The following is a 25,244-nucleotide window of genomic DNA, read 5'->3' on the forward strand; positions in this document are numbered from 1 at the left end:
AATCTTATTTCTAATCAAAAACACCTTCTAAACTCCCGTTATAATGACCTGCAATTACGGTTCCTTTTTTATTAGTAAAACTATATTAGGGTTTGGGTTAAAACTATAAGAGTTTATAATGTTTTCAACTTATTTATTTTTTAATTATTATTGCTTTGGTGATAGATTCATTTTCACTACTTAATCTGAATAAATAAACTCCACTAGCAAGGTTTAAATTAGATAACTCATTATTACCTTTAGTTAACTTTCTTTTTAAAACTTTTTTTCCATGAATAGTGTAAATAATAAGACTTACTTCTTTTATAGCATGAATAGTGATAATTCCTTGTGATGGATTTGGGTACGTACTAAAATTAGTAGCATGAAATTCATCAACACTTAAACTACTGCACTCTGCTTGATTGTTTACAAAAATTGAAGCAGCATCGATATCAGTCCAGTTTGTAGCACTCCAAGTAGCATCATCGACCTCGATACAAATTAAATTTGGGTTATTTGATGAGTTAAAACTTGTAAAGTTAGCGTTATTTCCATTTTTAACATGTAAGCTAGTCAATTGGTTATTATAGCAATTTAATCTGGTTAAAGAGCTATTTAGTGTCATATCTAAACTACTCATAGAATGATTATTAGAACAATTTAAATCTATTAAAGCCGTATTTAATGACAAGTCTAAATCAGATAGTTGATTATCACTACAGTTTAATTTCATTAAAAGTATGTTTGCAGATAAATCTAAGTTGGATAATTGATTACGGGAACATTTTAATTCTGTTAAAGCAGTATTAGCAGACAAATTCAAGTTAGTCAACAGGTTATTAATACAATGTAATTTAGTTAGTGCTGTAAAATCTTCAATACCTGTTAAATCTGCAATAGGTAAATTTCTTAACATTAAGTCAGTTATTGTATTAATATTTGCCGTAGTAACATAATTGTCACTAGCAATGCCATTACCCATACTTGTTGGGTTTCCAATAGTAACCACATTTCCATATGCATTGTGGGTTTCTAGATAATTTTCAAAAACATCATCTGGCACATAGGTTGAGTTAAAAACTGTACAATTTTCACTAAAACTACTTGTACTATTAATATTTACCCAATTTGAAGCACTCCAAGCAGCATCATCCACCTCTATACAAATTAAGTTTGGGTTTCCAGTTGCAATAAAACCAGTTATATTGGCATTGTTCCCATTTTTAATATTCAAGTTGGTTAATTGATTATTATAGCAGAATACTTCTTGCAAATTGGTATTTGAACTTAAATCTAAACTTGCTAGTTGATTGTTGTAAGCTCCTAAGTACATTAAATTAGGATTCTGACTCAAATCTATAGTTGTTATCTGGTTATTTTCAATAGATAAGTCTTGTAAACCTGTAAGCAATGTAACATCTAAATTTGTTAGCTGATTATTATCTATCCACAGCAATTCTAATGCGGTATTTTGGGATAAATTAACATTAGATAAATTATTATCATCTGCATATAAATTTTGTAGAGCAATAAAATCTTCAATACCACTTAAGTCGGCAATATTAGCTGATGAAATGTTTAAAGTTGTAAGTGTATTAATATTAGAAGTCAATACATAATCATCTAAAGCACCAGAGTCATAACCTAAAGCAATTAGTAAATGTTCAAAATTGTCATCAGGTACATATGTCGTCGATTGACTAAAAAACTGAATAGTAAAAAGGCTAGTTATTATAAAAAAAAGTAATTTTGTTTTCATAATCTTCATTTTCGTTTAAACTTCTCCAGTTTTAAAACCAGTGCTTTTTTATCTTTAAGTATTATCATTTCCATCACAATTACTATCTATACCATCATTAGGAATTTCTCTAGTATATGGATGAATTTCATTGTTTGTATCATTACAGTCTAACTTGTTGTGTACACCTTGTGCAGCAGAAAATTGTTGCGAACCATATCCATCTCCATCCGCATCTATATAATACTCTATAACGTCAGTTTCTCCATCGCAATTATCGTCAATTCCATTATTAGGAATTTCATTTGCTTTAGGATGAATCGCTATATCATTATCATCGCAATCTCCAGCAAACCACGAATGATTATTAGGTGCTGTAGTATGATTATCTATTTCTACAACTATTGGAGAAGGGCTTCCAAATCCGTCACCATCTTTATCACTATAAAATGTATAAGCAAATTTCCCATTACAATCTTCGTCAATTTCATTATCAGGAATTTCTGTAGCGTTTGGAAACACATTGGCATTGGTATCATCACAATCATCTGTATTATCAACATATCCACTAGGCTGACTCGAAGCCTGTTGTCTATCTTCATAAATTCCAAATCCGTCACCATCTGCATCTTTATACCACCAAGGAATATTATCTTGAGTGCATCCCGGACCTACAATAAGAATTGCGGTTATTAATAATGTTACTGGAAGAATAATTTTTATAATTGAATTTTTCATGATTTTATATTAAATGATTCTTGTTTTTTAACTTGAAATAAAAAAAGCCTGTAATTACCAATAAGCATAAGGCTATAAATTGTGAGTGAGAAAGACAGTTTTCTATTATAAAACCTCTTTTATCGCCTCTAAAGATTTCTAATCCACCTCTTATTATCGCATAAAATGAAACGTACAAAAGAAATACTTGTCCGTTAAATTGTTTTTTTTGTTTCACTATAAGCAGTGTAATCAAAATTAGAAGTATTGAAAAAACTTCATATAATTGTGAAGGATGAACGGTTATATTGTTGGTTTTAGGGAAAACCATTCCAAAAGCTATATCGGTTGGTTTACCAAAACAGCAACCAGCAAAAAAACATCCCATTCTGCCAATTACATGTACGATGGTAGTAGTAACCGCTAAAATATCTAACATAGGTAACACAGGTATTTTATGTTTTTTCAAATACCAAATAATAGTGAACACGCAACATAAAAAAGAACCATAGAAGACAAATCCGCCAGAAAATATATTAATGATATTTTCCGGATTTTGAATATAATAAAATGGTTTTTCAAAAAACAGAAATAGCTTTCCACCAATAAACCCTGCTATAAAAATCAGATAGAAAAAAGAATTTTGCAGATTAACTTTTCTTTCTCTTTTAGCTTGTCTTTTTGTATATAAAATGGAAAGTAATGTCCCTAAAACAACACAAAAAGCATACGTATAAACTATTATGTTTTGAAATTCAAATAACTTTGGAAACATAACTGTAATTTTTATTGGTCAGCGCCTCTTTTCATTCTTCCTGAACCTGTAATTGGTCCATTAATAGAACTATCTATAGCGTCTGTATAAGTCCCTGAAAAAGTAAATTCTAAATAATCTCCTACATTGTTTGCATTCATAACAATAGTACAATCTATTGGACTCGTTGCATAAAAAGCTGTTGGGAAAAATTTATTTGCAGCAGTATGTTCAGCAAAATAAAAACCCAATACACTTGTGTTCGGATCTGGGGCTCCCCAAGGTACATTTGTCGTAGCTAAAAAAGAACTTAAATCGGAAAACGTAAAGTTTCCATCCACATAAATACTCGCTCCTCCAGGTTGCGTGGCTCCAGCTCTAAAAAAAAACTTTTGATAATTTGGATTAGGATTTATAACGCGATATGCCGTCATACTTACATCAAAAATCCTTTCTGTTCCATTAATAGTATACTTAAAATATTCTTGTGTATTATTTGTTGGTGTAATCGTACCATCACTATCACTGCAACTCGTTATATGTATTAAAAAGAATATCGCTATTACACTTAAGGAAATAAAGTTTAGTACCTTCTTACTATTGTTCATATGATTATTACTTTAAGGCAAACTTACTTTGCTTTAAACCATTAAAAACAAATGATTAAAGTAAAGGCCTATTTCATATGAGGAACGATTAGTTTGAGTGGATTAAATAGTTTTCACTATTTTCTATATTACTATAAATTCATGATTTCTGCACTTTTACTGCCGTTTAACCAAACGGCATTTTTCCAGAATACCAAATAGCATTATGCTACGATTTCTTTTTGTAAGGAAAGTAAGATTAGGACTTCTTTATTTTAGATTAACAAAAGTCTTTGCTTAAACACAACTATTAGTCTTGATCCATTCTTAGTCTTGATCCTTTTAAACCCTAAGTTGAGAGCAATAAAAAAAGCTTCACGATTTGTGAAGCTTTTCTAGTAGCGGGAACTGGACTCGAACCAGTGACCTTCGGGTTATGAGCCCGACGAGCTGCCTACTGCTCTATCCCGCGATTTGTTCTGCAAAGGTACGTACTTTTCTCTGTTCTACCCAAATTATAAGGACGATTTTATATAAAAAAAACATAACCAAAACAATAACAACACATTAAAAAAACGTTTTCTTCTTTAAAAACCATGTATCTTTGTAGCATGACACACAAAGCAGGATTTGTAAACATTATTGGAAACCCAAATGTTGGAAAATCAACCTTAATGAATGCCTTAGTTGGTGAAAAACTTTCAATCATTACATCAAAGGCACAAACAACAAGACATCGTATTCTTGGGATTGTTAATGATGACGATTACCAAATTGTTTTTTCAGATACACCAGGCATTATTAAACCTGCATATGAGTTACAGGAATCTATGATGGATTTTGTAAAATCTGCTTTTGAAGATGCTGATGTTTTAATCTATATGGTTGAAATTGGTGAGAAGGAATTAAAAAATGAAGACTTCTTCAAAAAAATAATCAATAGCAACATTCCTGTTATATTACTATTAAATAAAATTGACAAATCTTCTCAGGCGGAAGTTGAAGAAAAAATCCAATTTTGGAGAAAAAAAGTTCCCAACTCTTTTGTTTATGTAATCTCTGCTCTTGAAAAATTTAATGTAGAAACCGTTTTCTATAAAATTATAGAACTTTTACCAGAAGCACCTCCTTTCTACCCTAAGGATCAATTAACTGATAAACCTGAACGTTTTTTTGTAAACGAAACTATTAGAGAAAAAATACTTCAACAATACAAAAAAGAAATTCCATACTCAGTAGAAGTAGAAACTGAAGATTTTGTGGAAGAAGAAAATATCATAAAAATAAGATCCGTTATTATGGTAGAACGTGACACTCAAAAAGGAATTATTATTGGTCATAAGGGAAGTGCTATAAAAGGAGTTGGAACGGATGCAAGGAAAGACCTTCAAAACTTTTTTAAGAAAAAGGTTTTTCTGGACTTATATGTGAAAGTGAATAAAAATTGGAGATCCAACGATCGTCAATTGAAACGTTTTGGTTATAAAGATTAGTTTATATTTTTTTTAAAACCTGTTTTATAAACTTTTTTAATTCCTGCATTTGCTTTTCACCAGTTGCTTTTCCTACGCTTCCGATGAAATATAGGAGTATCCATAAAATTGGTAAGGCTATTAACATTACAATAGGAAAAAATATACTCTTATTTAATGACCAATTGCTATAAGCGATAATGGAAAAAATTAAAAAAGCTGTTCCAATCACAAAATGAATAAACATGAAAAGGGTCCAAACCTGAGGTTTTGGACCAAACAGCCCTTTTAGTTTACTTTTATTTCCTATTAGCTCTTCAACCTCTATTTGTAATTGAGGCGACCAATAGTGACTGTCTTCTTCAGGAATATCAATAATAATATGTTGATCTCTAACCTTCATTTTATATCGTTGCTCCACATTAACGAGTTTTTTTATTTCCTCTAATAAGTCACTAGCATTCATATCAAAATCCATTTGAAACCTTGGTTTTAAAAAAATTTGGTTGTACAGTTTATCATCCATAATTTATAGTATTAATTTTTTCGTCCACTATTTTAGAGCATTCATTTCGTATAAAATATGATGAAACTTTAGTGGAATTATTAGAAACGGAAAATAATTTTTAAACCTAAAACACTGTTCTCAATTCAATTTTCACTTCTTAAAAACCTCTTACATTCTGATATAAAACAAACATCTACCAATTTTTTAAAATACAACTGGTATGACTTACAATTTAAAAAATTATCGGCATATCAGAAAGACCCGATCTCAATTTTTAAATCCCTTAATAACCCTTTATTAACCAAAACGAAAAACATAGTTAACAATGTAAAGTAGTATACGTCCCAAGTATAATCTAAAATTTCGAATTAGCTAACCTTAAATTCATTTATAAGAATGAGTTTTAACAACTTAAAAACAGATAGAATTATGAATTTAAAAAATGTAAAAATTTGGGGGATAGTTCTAATAGGAACTACATTTTTATGTACTTCTTGTCAAGACGGTATTAACGGAGTAGATGGCATAAATGGAACCGATGGTGTCAACGGAAATGATGGAAATGATGGCGCGGACGGGAAAGATGTTACTTACTTTTCTACTGTTGCCAAAATCGCTTTAGGAGATGGTATTACAGAAATCTCAGCATATGATGCAGCTACCAAAACTATTTTTTCTACCAACTCTGAAGCCAAAGAAGTTGAAGTAATTGATATTTCGAATATAAACTCTCCTCAAATCAAAACGGCTATTGATGTAACCACCTTTGGAGGAAATGTTAACAGTGTGGCAAGTAACAATGGCTACTTAGCTATTGCCGTAGAAGCTGTTACAAAAACAGATAATGGTAAGGTAGTTATCTTTAAAACAGACAATTTAACATCTCCTTATGCAGAAATTTCTGCTGGTGCTTTGCCTGACATGGTTACTTTTACACCAGACGGAAAATACATACTCGCAGCCAATGAAGGAGAACCTAATGATGACTATACTATTGATCCCAAAGGGTCAATAACATTAATTGACGTAGAGGCCAAAACTGCAAATCAAATTTTCTTCGATAATTTTAATTCTCAAGAAGCAACTTTGGAAGCTCAAGGATTTAGAGTTTTTGGTCCTAGCGCTGATCTAAGTATAGATGTAGAGCCTGAGTATATAACAATTTCATCAGATTCTAAAACTGCATTTATTGCCTTGCAAGAAAATAACGGTATTGCTAAGCTAGATATTGATTCGAAAATAATTACCGACATTTATCCTTTAGGAACAAAAGATTATTCTGAATTTCTTTTTGATTTAAGTGATAAAGACGATACTGTAGGTAATTTAAAAACATGGCCAGTTTTAAGCTTTTATCAACCTGACGCTATCGATTATTTCGAGATAAATGGTATCGGTTATATTATCACTGCCAATGAAGGAGATTCGAGAGATTATGACGGTTATTCAGAAGAAGTAAGAGTTGATGACCTAACGCTAGACCCAGCGGCTTACCCTAATGCTACGGAATTGCAAGAAAAGGAAAATCTTGGTCGTTTAAAAGTTACTACTGCTAATGGAGATACGGATAACGATGGTGATATTGATCAAATTTACGGATATGGAGCTCGTTCTTTCTCTATTTGGAATACGACAGGTAATTTAATGTTTGATTCTGGAAATGACTTTACCATTAAAGCGTTATACGAATTCGGAAATTACCCTGAAGGAAGATCCGATGATAAAGGAACAGAACCTGAAGCAGTAACAACTTTTATTGAAGGAGACAATATATATGCCGTAATAGGACTGGAAAGAAGTGGAGATGTTTTAGTTTACAATATTAAAGATATTCACAATCCAATTTTTGTACAAAGATTAAGAAATACCTCACCAGAAGGATTACTTATAGTTAATGCAACTGATAGCCCTAATGGAAAAACTCTTTTAATAGTTTCTAACGAGCATCCAGACGATGCTACTTTAAACATCTATTCTAAATAAAAAGATTTCGGAAATTATTGATAATAAAACAACTATTGATTATGAATCAATAGTTGTTTTATTTTATAGAAACACTACCTTTGCAAAATGAGTAATATTATAGCAATAGTAGGAAGACCTAACGTAGGAAAATCTACACTATTCAATCGTTTAATAAAACGTCGCGAAGCCATTGTAGATTCTGTGAGTGGTGTTACTAGAGATAGACACTATGGAAAATCAGAATGGAATGGTAAAGAATTTTCTGTTATTGATACGGGAGGGTATGTTGTTGGATCTGATGATATTTTTGAAGAAGAAATCAGAAAACAAGTTCAACTTGCCATTGATGAAGCCGATATCATATTATTTGTAGTTGATGTTGAGCAAGGTATTACACCAATGGATGATGCTGTTGCAAAAATATTACGTCGGGTAAAAAAGCCTATTCTTATGGCTGTTAATAAAGTTGACAACGCCATGCGTGATGCAGATGCTGTAGAGTTCTACAACTTAGGATTGGGAGATTACTATACTATTTCTTCAGTAAATGGAAGTGGAACAGGAGAATTATTGGATGCCATTGTTGATGAAATGCCTGAACCTGATGAAGAAGAAGTAGATAATGAGTTACCAAGATTTGCGGTTGTTGGACGTCCAAATGCCGGAAAATCTTCATTAATTAATGCTCTTGTTGGAGAAGACAGAAATATTGTTACCAACATAGCTGGTACCACTCGCGATACGATTGATACCAAATACAATCGTTTTGGCTTCGAATTTAATCTTGTTGACACTGCTGGAATTAGAAAAAAATCGAAAGTAAAAGAAGATCTCGAGTTTTATTCTGTTATGAGAGCGGTAAGAGCAATTGAGTATTGTGATGTTGCTCTTTTAGTTATTGATGCTGCAAGAGGTTTTGAAGGACAGGATGAAAAAATATTTTGGCTTGCTGAAAAGAACAGAAAAGGTATTGTTATTTTGGTAAACAAATGGGATTTGGTTGAGAAAGAAACCAATACCATGAGAGATTTTGAACGACAAATAAAGGAAAAAACAGCTCCTTTTACAGACGTTACTATAATCTTTATTTCAGTATTAACTAAACAACGTATTTTCAAGGCAATTGAAACGGCAGTAGAAATTTATCAAAATAAAAAACGTCGTATTCCTACAAGTAAGCTGAATGAAACTATGTTAGAAATCATTCAACAGACGCCACCTCCAGCAACGAAAGGAAAGTTTATAAAAATAAAATACTGTATGCAGTTACCTACTCAAACTCCTCAGTTTGCCTTCTTTGCTAATTTACCACAGTATATTAGAGATCCTTACAGACGTTTTATTGAAAATAAATTACGAGAACACTACGATTTTACGGGAGTTCCAATTACTATTTATTTTAGACAAAAATAACTTTAACACATCTTTAACTCAGAGATATACAATCTTATTACGAGTTTTGGCCAAGAAAACAAAAGCTTAAGCCAAAACTCGTAATAGGATTTTTTTTATTTCTTATTTGAAACAAAAAAAAAAATCCTTCGTTGTTTAGGTTGGACAAAACTAATTTAAAATATTTACGGGGGATTTATGAAAAAATTGATTATTGCTATCGCAATGTTTACATCTGCGATTACTTTTGCTCAATCATTTCCATTCAATATATCTGGGACAATACAAACAGAAACAGATAAAAAAATCGTTGAATCAGCTACAGTATACTTAGAAAGAATAAAAGATAGTTCAGTAGTATCTTACACCATTTCGAACGATAAAGGAAATTTTGAACTAGAAGGAAAGTCTTTTTACAAAGACTTAAAGCTTATAGTGTCATTCGTTGGAATGAAAAACTTTTCTAAGACTTTAGACTTATCAAAAAATGCTAGTCATAATTTGGGCTCTATTAATTTAACTGAAGACAATCTTTTAAGTGAGGTTATAGTAAAATCTTCAGCGCCGATAACCATAAAAAAAGACACTTTGGAATTTAATGTAAAGTCTTTTAAAACTAAAAAAGACGCAAATGTTGAAGACTTATTAAAAAAACTACCTGGTGTTGATGTAGATGAAGAAGGCAAAATTACCGTAAATGGGAAAACTGTAAATAAAGTTTTAGTGAATGGCAAACCTTTCTTCGGTAATGACCCAACTATTACAACTAAGAATTTATCAAAAGAGATTATTGAAAAAATTCAGGTTACTGACACCAAAACCAAATCTGAAGCATTTAGTGGTGAAAAAGGCGATGGTGATAATAAAACCATAAACCTGACCATAAAAAAGGAAAATAACAAAGGATGGTTTGGTAGAGTATCCGCTGGAGCTGGAACAGATGAGCGTTATGAAGGAGCCACTATGGTCAATCGTTTTGATAATGATCAAAGAATAAGTGTTCTTGCTAGTACAAACAATATTAACTCTCCAGGATTTAGTTTTGGAGAAATTAGAAAAATGTTCGGCGGTGGCGGTAATATATGGGTTAATGGTAATGGATCATTTAATGTGAACGGACGTAGCTTTGGAGGTGGAAGTGGTATTATAAAATCGAAAACAGCTGGAATGACTTATGCTGACACTTATAAAAAAGGCTTGGATGTTAACTTAAATTATTTCTATTCTGGGAGTTCATCAAACAATGATTCAAAAAACAACAGAGAAAATATTCTTCCTGATAGTCGATATTTTTCCAATAATAGCTCCTCTTCCTTCGATGAGAATGATAACCATAGTGTAAATGCCGAATTTGACATTGAAATTGATTCCACATTTTTAATCAATGTTTCACCAAAATTCGTACTAAATGACCGATCAGGAACATATCAAAGTACCGAGGAAACTTACGATGAAAATCGAGTACTAACCAATCAATCTGACATTAATTCACGATCATCATCGACAGCCAAAAACTTTCAGAATGATATTGATATCACAAAAAGAATTGGTAAAAACGGATCATTTATAAAAACTTCGATTACCAATCAAATTGACAAATCTGATACCGATGACTATGTAATTTCCTCAGCTGAAACATTTGGAACAAGTCCTTCTATTATAGAAAGAAACCAATTTAGCGATCAACGTAATAATTTAACAAGTTTAAGAACTCGAATGAGTTATCGCTATGCCATTGTTTCAAAAAAATTGTTCTTTGATGTTAAGTACAATTATAGAAGCTATGAGAGAGAAAACATTAAAAGTACGTTTGACCTAAACACTTCCAACGGCCAATATGATTTGTTCAACACGGAGTTAAGTTCTAACTTTACTTCTAACGATATTTCTAAAACTCCTACGGCTGGCGTAGCCTATAAATCGAAAAAATTTCGATTCAATATAAACACTGGAGTGCTAAACCGTAACTTAAAAAATGAAGATGAATTAAGGCCTGAATTAAACTTCCAGAAAGATTTTAATTCTTTTATATTCAATTCAGATTTCAGATATAGATTTGATTCAAAAGCTAGAATTTACCTGAGTTATAATTTGGATAGTGATGCCCCGAGTATCCGACAATTAAATCCATTTTCAGACGTAAGTAACCCTTTAAATATTGTTACTGGTAATCCTTTTCTAAAGCCAACCGAAAGACACAGAATGTATTTAAGTTTCAATAAATTCAATTGGCAAAAAAGAACAGGTTTTTATCTTTATTTTGGCGGAAGCCTTGTAAATAACCAAGTGGTTTCAAAAAGTGTTGTAGACAGCAATTTTAAAAGAACAACAACCTTTGAAAATGTTGATGGGTTTTACAACATATGGGGAGGAGCGAACTATAACAAAAAAATTAAAATCGATACTATTACTACAATTAATATAAGAACTGGACTTAATTTAAGTGGAAATAGAAATATTAACTTCTTTAACGATGTGCAATACAAATCGACTACGACCTCAATTTCACCAAATATTGGTTTTACACTAGAATGGAATAAAGTTTTTATGATTGAACCAAGATATACTGTAAATTTATCTAAAACGACTTTTGATTTGGATAATTTCACAAATCAGAACTTTACCCGTCATAATCTGAATATAAGATCAAGAGCCAATTTCTTCAAAAAACTTGAATGGAATAATGATGTTCGATACAGTTATAACCCAGATGTAATTGGATTTAATAAATCCGCATGGTTCTGGAACTCTGTTCTCTCATACTCCGTATTAAAAGATAAAGGTAGTATTAGCCTAAAAGCGTACGACCTCCTCAATCAAAACAACAATGTACGAAGAAGAGCTACACAAAACTATATAGAAGACTCAGAGAGTACTGTTTTACAACAATATTTGATGCTCGGTTTTAGCTGGAAATTTAACAGTTTAGGAAAAAAAGGAAACATTAGAGATCATAATTTTCGCTTCTAGCAAAATCATTTAAATTGTATCAAAGCCATTACGTTTCAGTAATGGCTTTTTCTTTAATCTAATGAAGCTTTTTTGTTAACAATAAAATGATTTTGTAAGAATTTCGTATCTTTTAGCAAGCCATAAGAAGCTATTTCGACTATACAATAGTATTTTGTAAATTTGCACATGGGGAAAAACTACTATAATGGAGATTAGAAACACAAACGATACTCAAAACCTTGAGCTTCCTTTGCAGCTGCACATAAGCTTCAAAAAAGTTTTTGATTTATTCGTAAAATACGGAAGCGAAGAACTTAAAGATCATCCTTTTCATGAGTCATCCAAAGTTATGATTCGAGAAATTGAAAAATATCCTGCGTTAATTGATGGTTTTTCTGACTTTTCATTGTTAAATGAGCATGAGGAAATTATCAGTTTACTTTTAGACGCCCTTTTTCCAGAAATTTTAACGAATAATGAAATTAAGGCGGCAACTATACCTTTTTCATTCACATCGTTTAAATTTACAGAACGCTTTAAGAGTGTTTTGGCAAATGCTGGAGAAGATTATAACTTACAAGTTCGAAACTTAGAGGATAATTTAATGTATATACATGCTTGTACATTAATTTTAGCTGCGGTATACAATCGTCCTGTAGATTTAAAACGTCCTTTTTTCTTTGATATCCCAGATCAAAATCTTGGTGTTACCAAACACTATAGAGTAGCATTTAATGGTGATTTTATGGAAATTGTTCCAACTAAAAATGCTCCTAAAATTACTGATGAAGATATCAAATTACTTCTCGATAATTTTGGTAATCTTGATATTTGGCGCGAAAAATTCCCTCCAAACTCTTATATTTTTAAAGGTTTTGGTATTATGAATCTTTTTGATGTAACCTCAGACGAAACACTAACTGCCATTAGAACAAATCTTCTTGAAAAAGATGATGGTAAAATCATTGATAAACTTAGAGGCAACTTAAGTGAATTTTACGCTATTAAAGATTTAAAAGTTGGTTTCTCAGTATTTGATGTTAGTAATATGGAAATTGAGCCTCCAAGAGTAAAAAAATCGGAGAGTATTATTATCGAAGAAGGAACAATATTAACTTGTAATGATTTCTTTTGTGATAAGATAGTTTCAAGTCTTTTCAATGAAAATGAAGATGTTGTTATCTCTGACATTGAAACATATGGCTTTTATTCAACGGAAAACAAATTTTACCAACGATTAAAGAAAATTAACGTGGGTAGCATTATTTTAATTCCAATTAAAACTTCCAATAATAAAGATTTAATACTTTTAGAAATAGCTTCTCCAAGAGCATATGAGTTGAATTCTGTGAACAAGCAAAAGCTGAAGGATATTATTCCTGTTTTTGAAGCCGCTGCGGAAAGAAACTCAGAGGAGTTTATGAATGTATTGGAAGCTACTATTCAAGAGCATTATACTTCAATTCATCCATCAGTTAAATGGCGTTTTTACCAAGCTGCGGAAAATTATCAAAATGCCATTTATGCCAAAAAGGAAGATGCTAAAATTGAACAAATTGTATTTGAAGATGTTTATCCTTTATACGGGCAAATAGACATAAAAGGATCTTCTATTGCTAGAAACACAGCTATTAAAGAAGATTTAATAACACAGCTTTCATTAGCCATAAAAGTTTTAAACGAAGCTTGTAAAACAGAAAGTCTTCCAATTTATGAGGAGTTAATTTTTAGAGTAAATCAATATTTAACTGATGTTGAAACGGGCTTAAAAGCCGGTGATGAAGTAGGTATATTAGATTTTTTAAAAAAAGATATTTATCCAGTTTTCAACCACATAAAAGAAGTTAGCGATGAGCTAGAAGAGCTTGTTAATGACTACACTGCCTGTTTGGATGAAAACTTGCATGTTGTTTATAACAAACGAAAATCTTATGAAGAGAGTGTTACTAAAATTAATGATAAGCTCGCCCGGTTTTTAGATAATAAGCAGGAAGAAGCCCAAGCTATGTTTCCTCATTATTTTGAGAGATATAAAACTGATGGCGTTGAATATAACATGTATATAGGGCAATCTCTTACAAAAGAAAAAAAATACGACAATTTATACTTATACAATCTTCGTTTATGGCAACTACAGACCATGTGTGAAATGGAAAATCTAGCTCATCAAACGAGGAAGTCACTATCACATGATTTAGAAGTAGCTTCTCTTATATTAGTTCATAGCAATTCTTTAGCCATTAAATTTAGGATGGAAGAGAAACAATTTGATGTTGATGGAGCTTATAATATTAGGTATGAAATTATCAAAAAAAGAATTGATAAATCGCATATAAAAAACACGAATGAACGTTTAACTATTCCTGGGAAAATTTCAATTGTTTATTCGCAAGATAAGGATGCTCTTGAGTATTTAAAATACATAAAATATCTACAGTCTAAAAATCTATTGGGTTCTGTAGAAATGCTCGAACTAGAGGATTTACAAGGTGTTTCTGGGCTAAAAGCTATTCGAGTAGAGGTTATATATTCGTCTGATTTTTCAGAAGAGCAAACTATTACTCTTGATGAACTTTTACATGAATTAAACTAGTAACATAATATACTTAAAAGTTAAAAAATGAGAGACCTTAAACATTGTTTAAGGATCTTTCATTTTTATTATCAACTAATAATCTATTGTTCTAATTCAAAATCTATAGGCATAAAAAACTCTACATTCACGTATTGATTATTATGCTTTCCTGGCAAGAATTTCGGTAATAACTTCACCAATCTTTCTGCTTCTTTTTCTAATAAACTTCCATTCTCTGGACCTCTGGTTGTTATCCTAGTAACATAACCTTCTTTATCAACAATAAAACGAACCCAAACTCTACCCTGAATTCCTTCAGATGCCGCATCAAATGGATACACCATATTCTCCATGATGTTATTCACAATCGTTTCTTTTACACATTTCTCTTTTTTAAAATCAGAATAATGAGCACATGTAATAAAAGTAGGTTCTTCTGTTACTTGATCAAAGCGTATAAAATCGTTAGGTAATTGTATTAAGTTTACCTCTACCGCTAGAGAACTGTCTTGAATAGCTCCTTCATGGTTTAAATTAAAGTCAACACAAACCTCATATTTCATTTTTACCACCTCCCCTTCATGCATTGCTGGTTTTAATTTTGGTAAATTAGCTACTGTCTTCTTTGCCGCATCTTCCAGTGATTTATTTTTCTTTGGACTTGTTGAAGTAATATTTGATATACTACCATTACTATCGACAACGAAAGTAATTAGCACCTCGTCTTCAAATCCAGCCTTAAATTCGTTGTAAGGATATATCAAAGTAGATTTTATATATTTATCCACTCTCTCCTCAAAAGATAAATTTTGTTCTTCTAGTGCAAATGAATTACTGTTTTCGAAAATAGGAGAACGATCTACCTCTTCAATAGTTAGAATTCTTTTTTCAACAGAAACCTTTGCTATATTTATTCTAATATTTTCCAAATCGTTATCATCGCTTTTATTCCTTGATCGTACAATTCGGTTTCTGGCAGTAATCTTTAAATATCCATCGTTCTTATTTTTTTTGAAGTTTTCTATGACACATTTACTAATTGCATTCAAATCTTCAATATGCTCTTTTTCTTCACACAGTTTCTCTTGTGCTCCAATGGATAAACAAACACATGCAAAATAAATGGTTAGGTTAGTTTTTAAAATCATGGCTTAGTTTTTGATTTTGGGGGTTAAAAAACAACCGAAAGTCTCGCCTTATTTAGAAAGTAAAGACAGTTGTGCCTTTTTAATTTAAAACATAAATTTATGATATCATTTTAATAATACTTCATTTATTCTTTCTTCGGAAACAAATCATCGGCAAAACACAAGTTGCTAAAGATCAATGAGCTAAAAAAAAAAAAAAAAAAAAAACACACACACAATTACAATCAATAACACTTACGCATCTTATTTCTTGAATTTATTTCTTTAAGATATTAGTAAAATCCAAAATTGCTATTTGTATTATTCGACTTTCAATTTTTCGTATAAATTTGTAACTCTATTGAATAACTTTGTTAAATCATTACTCAAGTCATAGATTTCTTTGTCTTCATAGCCTTGTTTAAATAAACGCTCATTACTTTTTTGGATACCCTCCCATTTCGCCATTACATCTCCTAAAGCATTATCTATTCTGTCATTATTAAAACTAGAAATCAAAAGATCGCTTAAGGTACTATCCAACTCCTCATATACATCTCTAAGCATATTCTGCGACTTCAAAGATTTTAACCCATTTCCATTTGCAAAATAATACAATACTAATCGCTGAGACAACATTCTTTGCCTCCCCGATTTATTAATTATTTGTTTTAACTCATTGTCTTCATTTGCGATATCTATACCCACATTATTATTTTTAATATTAGCTTCTAAAATAATGGCATTCACTACGTTATTTGTAAAGCTTAATATGGTAGAATTTGTGTTGATAATTTTTAAGGCATCTCCTTTATTAGGGTATGATTTAAGGAATTTATCATACTTGACCCATGTATTTTTTACTTCTTTTATATTATTTTTTGTAACATTGGATGATGTATTTTCTTCTAAGATATTATTTTGCTTCTCAAAAATAATTTGTGCGATTTTCATATCCCTTTTGGCCATATAATCTGTTGGGTTATTTAATAAATACAAATAAATCTTCCCCATTCGTTGGGTCAACATTCTCTGCTTACCGGAAATATTTACGGCTTTGTTAAAACTTAATGTTCCGTATTCAGTTTGTGCAATAGACAATTGTATGGCAAACAAAAGCACAAAAGTATAGGTTACTTTTATTGATATTTTCATAATACGTATTTTATTCTGTTGAGTAAATGAGGTTATCAGTAGTCTTTTATCTCAAAATTTTTAATTTTTCCATCTGAAGATAAATTGATAAGAAGCAACATCGAAGCATTTTCCAGTTCCACTAAAAAATTCTGTAAACCTTTTTCTTTAAAAATAAGTTCATAGCTCGATATTCTCCCTTTATCTTTAAGTAGGCTATCAAGTTGTTCCTTCAACACCTCTTCTCTAAAATTTCGTTGGAGAGATAGACTAAACTTTTTAAAAATAGCTTCTGTTTTTTGTTCATTGAAAGCTTTACTAATGAAGTCCAAGGTCTTACTATAATCTTCTTCGGTTTGAGAAAACACAGAGGTCGAAAGAAATAAAATAAAAATTAATTTCTTCATGTTTCGGGGGGATTAATTGAATTAATCGAAGGTAATTTATTTTATCAAAACACAGACAAACTCTCTTTGTTTCAACACACTACCTTCGACTAAACACATTAATCTATAGACTAACGGAAGTCTGCATAAAGATTTAAAAAAAGATTATTCCTATTCCTTATAAACAATGAAGGTCTTAATTGAATAAGAACTCAATACTAAACCCTAGGGATTACATGTCCTTGATTATAAAAAGCAACCGCAAAAGCAATGACACTAACAATGATACCAATCATAAAAACGGTATATGTTGTTCGTAGAATATTATATTTCCTATTTAATACCAAGCCCAAAAAATATAAATCCTTCGTTAAAGAGCCATAAAGATAGTCTCTATCTTTTAACATCTCGTCCATCGCCCATTCAAATTCTGACAGACTCATTTTATGGAAATTTCCAAAAAAAATAAGATTCACTTTCTTCTGAGCCACATCGTCTTTAGTGAACTTTCCTTGTGTAATATTAGGTCTCGTCGCTAATATTGACAACACTATCGAAACTACAGTAAAAATTATAAAAATAATACTCGGTATTATTAAATAAGAATTTGATGGATTATCTAGCTTAGGTATTAAAGTAGATAAGGCCATTGAAATTATAATTGCATTAACTGACAGTAAAATATTGGCTTTAGTATCAGCAATATCACTTAAAGTAATATGATTTCTCAAAGCAACCCTAAACATGGTTTCTATTCCTCTTTCTGGCAACTCTATTTTATTCTTTTTTAAAGCTAATTCTTCTTTCTTTTGTTTCATTTTAGAAAGCTCCTGGTTTACTTTCTTTTCAGATTTTAGAAGTTGCGCCAAGTTTTTTCCTTTTTGTTTCTCCCATGATTTAATAGCAGACTTGGTATAAAATTGATGGCCTGAACTCAAAAAATTAATATTATTCGCTATCCATTCAGAATCAGTAAAGTTAATACCTTTAGTAAGCTCTAATTCTTTTCTCAACAATGCCGAAAACTCATCGTAATTCTTGCTCCCTAAATGAGAACTATCTGCATCTCTTAAAATTTTACCTAATAAACTTTCAGGTATAGCTGACATTCGAGTTGCAAGAATAGCTTCGCTAACCTTAGGTATTAAATTATCCTTTCCTTGCTTTGTTAAAAATTCAGAAGCAATGCTAACACTTTCTTCCTCATGAATCTTTAAGCTTTTAGAGTAGCCCGTGTCATGAAACCACGCAGAAATTACTAATGCTTCTAAATCTTCTCCTTCAATCTTTTCTAATTCTCCAAGTTCTTTAGCCTTTTCAACAACTCTCTGGGTGTGCGCTATACTATGATAAACAAATTTCTTTTCTAAATTATTATTTAAATAATCCAATGCATAATTCTCCGCTTTCTCTAAAAAAATACTCATTATTTATCTACTTTAAGATGTAAATGTAACTAATCTTTAGCATTTTTAATATATTCGCTTACAAATCACCCTCACTATAAATTTTATTAAAACCGTGCTTACCAGTAAATATTGGTAAAGAAACAACTATATAATGACGAAATATCTTACTCAAACCTTACTATTACTTTTTGTAACTTTCAATTTGTTTGCTCAACAAATTGAAAAAAAAAGTTCCTATACAAACCTTACCGATGGCCCTTATGTTTTTATTGAAAATGAACAACTCATCGAAAAAAATATAATTAATGGTAAAGTCATTTCAAAAAAATTAGCTGAAGGCACTTACCCCCTTCACTTTAGAAATGAAAAGAGCACTTTTCAAAACATAAAAAAAGTAGTAGCCTTTAGTGATATTCACGGTCAATATGATTTAGCGATAAAGCTTTTGAAAAACAACAAAATTGTCGATAAGAATTTAAATTGGAATCTCGGCAAAGGGCATTTGGTTATTGTTGGTGATATTTTTGATAGAGGTCCGAAAGTAAACGAAATGCTTTGGCTGATATACAAACTAGAGCAACAAGCAAAAAAGAAAAAAGGGAAAGTTCATTTCTTACTCGGAAATCACGAATATATGGTGTTGTTTGGAGATGACCGTTATGTAAACAAGAAATACCAAAAAACTTGCAAATTGCTCAATAAGGAATATAAGGATTTGTATGGAAAACAAACCGTTTTAGGAAGATGGCTTCGTTCAAAATCTACCATTTTAAAAATTGATGGTAACAGTTTCGTACATGGCGGTATTTCGAAAAAGTTTATTTCAAACGGATACAATCATGAAAAGGTTAACCAGACCATGAGAAACTCCATTGATCGTAGTAAAAAAGAAATGAGGGCTACAGAATTTTACGCTACTTATTTCGGTAAATACGGACCTATTTGGTACCGAGGATATTTTAGAGATAACTTAGCTGAAAGTGAAATAGATTCTATTTTAAATGGCACGAACTCCGATCATATTGTTGTTGGGCATTGTTCAAACAAAGAGGTCGTTCAATTATATAATCATAAAATCTTTGGTGTCGATTCAAGCATCAAAAGAGGTAAATATGGTGAAGTACTATTCATAAAAAACGGAAAAAAATTCTCAAAAGGAACTCTCAAGGGAAAAAAGAAAAAGTTTAAGGAAGAATACTTATCCAAGTAATGTAAAAAATTGCAACAAAAAAGCGAAAATACAATTATTGCGAATATCATTGGTTACAAAATCAAAAAGATCGAATACCGCGAAGTAAACCATCATTTTCGAGAATTTTACTATGACGGTTTTGACTGTTTCGATTTCTCGATAAACATTCAAATGGAGAATGACATTTGGTGGCATTTGGCATGGAAAGATGAAGAATATTTTGAATTCGGAGAAGGACATTACCCAACAAATAAGCATATTGTTCTAGATAAAATTAAAACTTGGGATGCTACGGAAAGATGGATTCATGTTTCAAATCAGCCAATTATTGATTTCAAAATCATGTACATTGATTCAACAGGATACATCCCTTCTCGAGTTAAGCTAACTTTTAGTAACAAAAAATCCACCTCAATACTGATTGCAGAAGAACTGGATTTAGGCAAAAAAACAATAACTAATATAGAATTTAAAATGTCAGGAGTTATATTCGTTATCCATAATGAAAAAATTCTAAGATAATATAGCTATGAAAACCGTTCAATACTTTTTATTAATAATCATCTGTTTAAACTTTTCTTTTTGCAAAACGAAAACTGTTCAAAAAGAAAACAAAAAACTTGATTTTAAAACTATTAAAAGATATAAAACCACTAAAGAGAACGGTACAATTATTAACGATTACGATTTTGTTTTCAAACATCAAGAGGAGACAGAACTCAGTGAAATTTTATATGATTACAATATAAAAACAACAAATCAAATTGTTGTTGTAACTGTTGACTCTATTGAACCTTATAATGATTTACAAAAATTTGCCGTCGACTTGGCTACCTACTGGAAAATAGGCAACGCTGAAAAAGATAACGGACTCGTTATTGTGCTTTGTAAGCCTTGTCGAAAAGTAAGTATCGTAACTGGATATGGAACAGAAAAAGTACTCACAGATAAAATATGTTCTGACATTATAGAAAATACGATTATTCCTCAATTCAAAGAGGGTAATTATTACTTTGGGATTAAAAAAGGCATTGAAGAAATAATCCAAAAATGGGAATAAAATAAACTTTTTAATCATGGTACTATTTTCCCTGACCTACATATAAATACCTGTGCAAGCTCACAATTCTTCTGTATCTTTGTATAAGGCACAAAACCAGTTGATTTTTATGAAACTCCAGATTAACAATACCTTTAGCAAAGAATTACCAGCTGATAAAAACTTGGAAAATTCAAGAAGACAAGTGACAGACGCATGCTTCTCTTACGTTACTCCAAAAAAAACCGAGAACCCAGAAGTTTTGCATGTCTCGGATGAAATGCTTAACGAATTAGGCATTTCCAAAGAGGAAAGTTCTTCTTCCGATTTTCTTCATGTTTTTACTGGAAATACAGTGTATCAAGATACCCATCCATATGCCATGTGTTATGGCGGACATCAATTCGGTAATTGGGCTGGACAACTTGGTGACGGACGTGCTATTAATTTATTCGAAGTTAATTATAATAATAAACAATGGGCCGTTCAATTAAAAGGTGCAGGTGAAACCCCTTATTCAAGATCAGCTGATGGATTAGCTGTTTTACGTTCTTCTATAAGAGAATATTTATGTAGCGAAGCCATGCATCATCTTGGCATTCCTACAACAAGGGCACTCTCTTTAAGCTTATCAGGAGATAAAGTATTAAGAGATGTTTTATATAATGGAAACCCAGCATATGAAAAGGGAGCGATTGTATGTCGTACAGCCCCTAACTTTATACGCTTCGGAAGTTTCGAAATACATTCAGCAAGAAAAAACAACGACATATTAAAACAATTAGCCGATTATACAATTAGCCAATTTTATCCCGAAATTAAGAGCTCTGGTAAAGACAAATATCTTGACTTTTTTATAGAAGTAAGAAATAGAACCATTGATATGATAATTCATTGGCAACGTGTTGGCTTCGTTCATGGTGTCATGAACACCGATAATATGTCTATCATGGGACTGACCATTGATTACGGTCCATATGGATGGTTAGAAGGCTATGATTTGAGTTGGACTCCTAATACTACTGATGCCCAACATCGTCGTTATCGTTATGGGAATCAATCGTATATTGGACTATGGAACTTATTTCAATTGGCCAATGCTCTCTATCCTTTAGTAGAAGAAGTTGACCCTCTTCAAAAATTATTGGAAGAATACAATCCTATTTACGAAGAAAAGTACTTGGACATGATGCGAGGAAAACTTGGATTGAAATCAGCACAATTAAACGACAAAGAGATTATTGGTAAACTTGAAGAAACACTTCAGTTAATTGAAACGGATATGACCATTTTCTTTAGAAGCTTAGGTCAAATTAACAAAACAGACAGTAATTCAGATGCCATCGGAAAAATTAAGGAAGCCTTCTATAGTGAAATAGAGTACAAAGGAGAAACAAAACAACATTGGGAAGATTGGTTCAAACTTTATATAGAACGTCTGCAAAAAGAGACACTCTCAGATACAGAGCGATTAACCTATATGAATACCATAAACCCGAAATATGTATTGAGAAATTATATGGCGCAATTGGCAATTGATAAAGCCGATAAAGGGGAATATGAGCTCATAAATGAACTATATACCTTACTAAAAAAGCCATATGACGAACAACCTGTATTCCAAAAATGGTTTGCAAAACGACCAGAATGGGCTAGAAACAAAGTTGGATGCTCAATGCTTTCTTGTAGTTCTTAAAAATAGAATTCTAAAAGCACAACTCAAAACCTTTTCTTTTTAACCATTCTTCTTTTAGAATTAATAGTTAAAGATTGTGAAATTTCAAGTCGTCCTTTCTTTATTCTATCTTCAAGCAAAGTCTAGTACCAGTTATGATTTGAAATTACTGTAAAGAATAAAGATGTTTTATTGCGGTAATTTCAATTGGTAAATGGTAAAATACCTATAAATACGATTCGGAATTTAGTTCAAACTAAAATCTAAATAAAATTTAGTCTCTTGAGGATTTGGAATGTAAATATTAATTTTCTTATTAGATGAAAGGTAAACGAATAACATAATAAAGATTTTAGGGGATTATTGCATAAAGAAAAATTATTTCCCCTTGAAAAATAATCTATGAGTATAATTGTAGTATAGTTTTAGAAAAATACAGCAAAAAAATGTCTTAAATGTGATCTTTTTCCTTCTTTACACCCTTGATAATTCGGGGAAATTCAAAGAAAAAAACTAGTCGAAAATAATTTAAACAAACTACATTCCTCTCAATAAAAACAGTATCAGCGATATACGAATTTAAAAAAATCACATATCAAACATTACTTAATAATTCAAAATAAATCCGTTATTCATTCATTAAAGTTACATATTTAGATGGTTCATCCTACAGAAAAACTAGAGTTCGAATGTTATAATCATCAAATAGTACTATTAGCAATCAATTTTCGGAAAAATTAGTTTAAAATCAATAGAATCTAAAGACATTTTTTTTAAAACTTGAAGAACATCATTTCCAATTGAAACAAACACCATTCTTTTCTTTAGAGGTTTAACGTTAAGTAAAAGAACAGACAGTAGCTTAGAAAGATTAAGCAAACTCTAGGTAATAAGATAAGCTGCAAAAGAAAAACAAAATGACATTGTGAACTTTTGATTAAAACTCTAATAAAACGTCCATAAAAAAACGTTTTCATATAGGTAGCATATTAAACTATATGATGAATAATATTATCCCTAAGTATGTATTGAAAATTTAAATAGTGTAGTTGAAATTGATAACGTAAATTAAGATAAATCTGAACCTATAAATGAACTATACCACCCGCTAAAAAAAGCTATGTCATGTACAACCCAAATTCTCCAAAAAAAATCTAAAGTCAGCTCAATAATAAAAAAAGTTCGACGATAAATCCTTTCTTCCTAATCCTTAGATTAATTTATATTTTTTAAATAGAAACTGCTTATAACCCTCTTTATCGGAAATATTCCCTTCTAACAATTGTAAAAAAGTCGTGTCATTTATATAATAAAACAAAAAAGCTTCTTGACTTGGATCTTCATATCCGAGTTTTTCGAAAACTCCCGTGAGCAAATGAATAAAAGGCTTTTTATTTTCAAAGGCATTGAAATTAGGATCCATTTTTAATTGATACTGCAGTTTCCAGCAATCATAATCCTCTTTATCTATTTCAAATATAATTTCAATGGCTCTTTTTAAAATCAGCTTTGGGTCCTTTATTAAGAGAAGCTCTTCTCCTATTTTATCTAACTTTTCCTTAAGTAATTGTTTAATAGCCTCAAGTAAGCCCTCCTTGTTTTTAAAATGTTTGAATATCAATCCTTCAGAAACACAAGCTTCTTTTGCAATTTTAGCCGTTGTTACTGAATTATAACCTTCTTTTGCAAAAAGCTGCAAAGCCACTTCTAATATTCTTTGTTGCTTGTCTGTCATATTTTTCAGGGGGATGAAAACTTATTGAAACCTTAATTTTACTTAGAGCATATCTATTTTCACAAAAATAACCCATTATTATTTAGAATTGTTCCAAATTTTTAATTGATATAAAAAAACCAACATAAAAAAGCTAGTTTTATAGGTAATTATCTGTATTCTTACAACTTAAAAAGTAAGTGAGTACTCACTTACAATCTAAATTAACCTTGAAATAGATATATTAAATGCGTAGCATCATTTTAACGTCTCTCACATTTGACTCTAAAAAACCAACACCAAATGAAAAAAAACGTTTTACAATTAATCATTCCTTTACTTTTAATTACAGGTTTACTATATGCTTCAACAATTAATAATGAAAAACTAAAGTATAGCAAAATATCCTCTACTAAAGTAATGCAAGATGAACAAAATCATGAAGCTTTTGATAAAATGATGGATGTCTTAACACATAAACGTTGTGTTAATTGCCATCCAAATGACAACGTTCCAAAACAAGGAGAAGATAGCCATCCTCACTACTTCGGAATGACCAGAGGCCAAAACAATTTAGGTTTTCAAGCAACAAAATGTACTACCTGCCATCAAAATGAAAACAACAACTTCTCTGGTGTTCCTGGAGCCCCAGAATGGAGTTTGGCTCCAGAAAGTATGCGCTGGGAAGGTTTATCTAGAACAGAGATCGCCAAATCTATGTTAAATCACGAAAACAATGGCAATCGCACTCACGAAGAAGTCATGCATCATTTAACAGAACACGCACTTGTTTTATGGGCATGGACCCCTGGAGTAAATGCCAATGGAACACCTCGAGAGCAACCACCTATCCCTAAAAATGAATACATTAAAGCTGTTAAAAAATGGTTCAAAAATGGTGCTGTCATACCTGAGGAATAAAAATT

20 protein-coding genes and 1 tRNA gene are annotated in these 25,244 nt (G+C 31.1%); 10 read left to right on the plus strand and 11 right to left on the minus strand.

The features are described from left to right. Positions 1-133 precede the first annotated feature (133 nt). From BLW23_RS21910 to BLW23_RS21930, 5 genes are all read right to left on the minus strand, one after another. Positions 134-1,741: a leucine-rich repeat domain-containing protein gene (locus BLW23_RS21910; RefSeq protein ID WP_176829909.1), complete on the minus strand. Its 1,608-nt coding sequence runs from the start codon at positions 1,739-1,741 to the stop codon at positions 134-136. A 54-nt stretch (positions 1,742-1,795) separates the two neighbouring features. After that, positions 1,796-2,458: a putative metal-binding motif-containing protein gene (locus BLW23_RS21915; RefSeq protein ID WP_093673975.1), complete on the minus strand. Its 663-nt coding sequence runs from the start codon at positions 2,456-2,458 to the stop codon at positions 1,796-1,798. Positions 2,459-2,462: 4 nt separating this feature from the next. Beyond that, a complete protein-coding gene (locus BLW23_RS21920; protein ID WP_093673977.1) occupies positions 2,463-3,212 on the minus strand; it encodes a prolipoprotein diacylglyceryl transferase in 750 nt (249 codons plus the stop codon). 11 nt (positions 3,213-3,223) lie between these two features. Then, positions 3,224-3,799: a hypothetical protein gene (locus tag BLW23_RS21925; RefSeq protein WP_093673979.1), complete on the minus strand. Its 576-nt coding sequence runs from the start codon at positions 3,797-3,799 to the stop codon at positions 3,224-3,226. 378 nt (positions 3,800-4,177) lie between these two features. Beyond that, positions 4,178-4,250, minus strand: a tRNA-Met gene (locus BLW23_RS21930). Positions 4,251-4,389: 139 nt separating this feature from the next. Between BLW23_RS21930 and era the strand changes: the two genes are divergently transcribed. Further along, complete coding sequence (era, locus tag BLW23_RS21935; protein WP_093673981.1) at positions 4,390-5,271, plus strand: GTPase Era; 882 nt, start codon at positions 4,390-4,392, stop codon at positions 5,269-5,271. Position 5,272: 1 nt separating this feature from the next. On the opposite strand, the gene BLW23_RS21940 is transcribed toward era, so the two are convergent. Continuing rightward, on the minus strand, positions 5,273-5,776 hold the full coding sequence (locus BLW23_RS21940) for a hypothetical protein (RefSeq protein ID WP_093673983.1): 504 nt from the start codon (positions 5,774-5,776) through the stop codon (positions 5,273-5,275). 378 nt (positions 5,777-6,154) lie between these two features. Between BLW23_RS21940 and BLW23_RS21945 the strand changes: the two genes are divergently transcribed. The 4 genes from BLW23_RS21945 (at position 6,155) to BLW23_RS21960 (ending at position 14,660) form a co-directional block, all read left to right on the plus strand. Beyond that, positions 6,155-7,741, plus strand: coding sequence for a choice-of-anchor I family protein (locus BLW23_RS21945; protein WP_255362859.1), 1,587 nt, complete (start codon positions 6,155-6,157; stop codon positions 7,739-7,741). An 87-nt stretch (positions 7,742-7,828) separates the two neighbouring features. Next, positions 7,829-9,136, plus strand: coding sequence for a ribosome biogenesis GTPase Der (gene der, locus BLW23_RS21950; RefSeq protein WP_093673985.1), 1,308 nt, complete (start codon positions 7,829-7,831; stop codon positions 9,134-9,136). A 177-nt stretch (positions 9,137-9,313) separates the two neighbouring features. After that, complete coding sequence (locus BLW23_RS21955; protein WP_093673987.1) at positions 9,314-12,085, plus strand: outer membrane beta-barrel protein; 2,772 nt, start codon at positions 9,314-9,316, stop codon at positions 12,083-12,085. 187 nt (positions 12,086-12,272) lie between these two features. Next, positions 12,273-14,660: a GAF domain-containing protein gene (locus BLW23_RS21960; protein ID WP_093673989.1), complete on the plus strand. Its 2,388-nt coding sequence runs from the start codon at positions 12,273-12,275 to the stop codon at positions 14,658-14,660. Between the two features lie 83 nt (positions 14,661-14,743). Here the strand turns inward: BLW23_RS21960 and BLW23_RS21965 are convergent, their stop codons facing one another. The 4 genes from BLW23_RS21965 to BLW23_RS21980 all read right to left on the minus strand — a co-directional run bounded on the left by BLW23_RS21965 (position 14,744) and on the right by BLW23_RS21980 (position 18,716). Continuing rightward, positions 14,744-15,790, minus strand: a complete 1,047-nt coding sequence (locus BLW23_RS21965; protein WP_093673991.1) for an energy transducer TonB — start codon at positions 15,788-15,790, stop codon at positions 14,744-14,746. 300 nt (positions 15,791-16,090) lie between these two features. Beyond that, positions 16,091-16,924, minus strand: coding sequence for a type IV pili methyl-accepting chemotaxis transducer N-terminal domain-containing protein (locus tag BLW23_RS21970; protein ID WP_093673993.1), 834 nt, complete (start codon positions 16,922-16,924; stop codon positions 16,091-16,093). Between the two features lie 35 nt (positions 16,925-16,959). Next, positions 16,960-17,310: a hypothetical protein gene (locus tag BLW23_RS21975; protein ID WP_093673995.1), complete on the minus strand. Its 351-nt coding sequence runs from the start codon at positions 17,308-17,310 to the stop codon at positions 16,960-16,962. 197 nt (positions 17,311-17,507) lie between these two features. Continuing rightward, complete coding sequence (locus BLW23_RS21980) at positions 17,508-18,716, minus strand: Pycsar system effector family protein (RefSeq protein WP_093673997.1); 1,209 nt, start codon at positions 18,714-18,716, stop codon at positions 17,508-17,510. A 133-nt stretch (positions 18,717-18,849) separates the two neighbouring features. On the opposite strand from BLW23_RS21980, the gene BLW23_RS21985 reads away from it, so the two are divergent. The 4 genes from BLW23_RS21985 to BLW23_RS22000 all read left to right on the plus strand — a co-directional run bounded on the left by BLW23_RS21985 (position 18,850) and on the right by BLW23_RS22000 (position 22,625). Continuing rightward, positions 18,850-19,908: a metallophosphoesterase gene (locus BLW23_RS21985; RefSeq protein ID WP_093673999.1), complete on the plus strand. Its 1,059-nt coding sequence runs from the start codon at positions 18,850-18,852 to the stop codon at positions 19,906-19,908. Positions 19,909-19,917: 9 nt separating this feature from the next. Next, a complete protein-coding gene (locus BLW23_RS21990) occupies positions 19,918-20,412 on the plus strand; it encodes a hypothetical protein (RefSeq protein WP_093674001.1) in 495 nt (164 codons plus the stop codon). 7 nt (positions 20,413-20,419) lie between these two features. Beyond that, complete coding sequence (locus BLW23_RS21995; protein ID WP_093674003.1) at positions 20,420-20,950, plus strand: TPM domain-containing protein; 531 nt, start codon at positions 20,420-20,422, stop codon at positions 20,948-20,950. A 109-nt stretch (positions 20,951-21,059) separates the two neighbouring features. Continuing rightward, a complete protein-coding gene (locus tag BLW23_RS22000; protein ID WP_093674005.1) occupies positions 21,060-22,625 on the plus strand; it encodes a protein adenylyltransferase SelO in 1,566 nt (521 codons plus the stop codon). Between the two features lie 1,189 nt (positions 22,626-23,814). Here BLW23_RS22000 and BLW23_RS22005 read toward each other — a convergent pair. Next, complete coding sequence (locus BLW23_RS22005; RefSeq protein ID WP_093674007.1) at positions 23,815-24,339, minus strand: TetR/AcrR family transcriptional regulator; 525 nt, start codon at positions 24,337-24,339, stop codon at positions 23,815-23,817. 282 nt (positions 24,340-24,621) lie between these two features. Here BLW23_RS22005 and BLW23_RS22010 point away from each other — a divergent pair, with 282 nt between their 5' ends. Further along, the gene (locus BLW23_RS22010; protein ID WP_093674009.1) at positions 24,622-25,239 is read left to right on the plus strand and encodes a hypothetical protein; all 618 of its coding nucleotides are present in this window, start codon (positions 24,622-24,624) and stop codon (positions 25,237-25,239) included. Positions 25,240-25,244 lie beyond the last annotated feature (5 nt).

Origin of the sequence: Tenacibaculum sp. MAR_2009_124 (assembly GCF_900105455.1) — a bacterium.
Classification (GTDB): Bacteria; Bacteroidota; Bacteroidia; order Flavobacteriales; family Flavobacteriaceae; genus Polaribacter.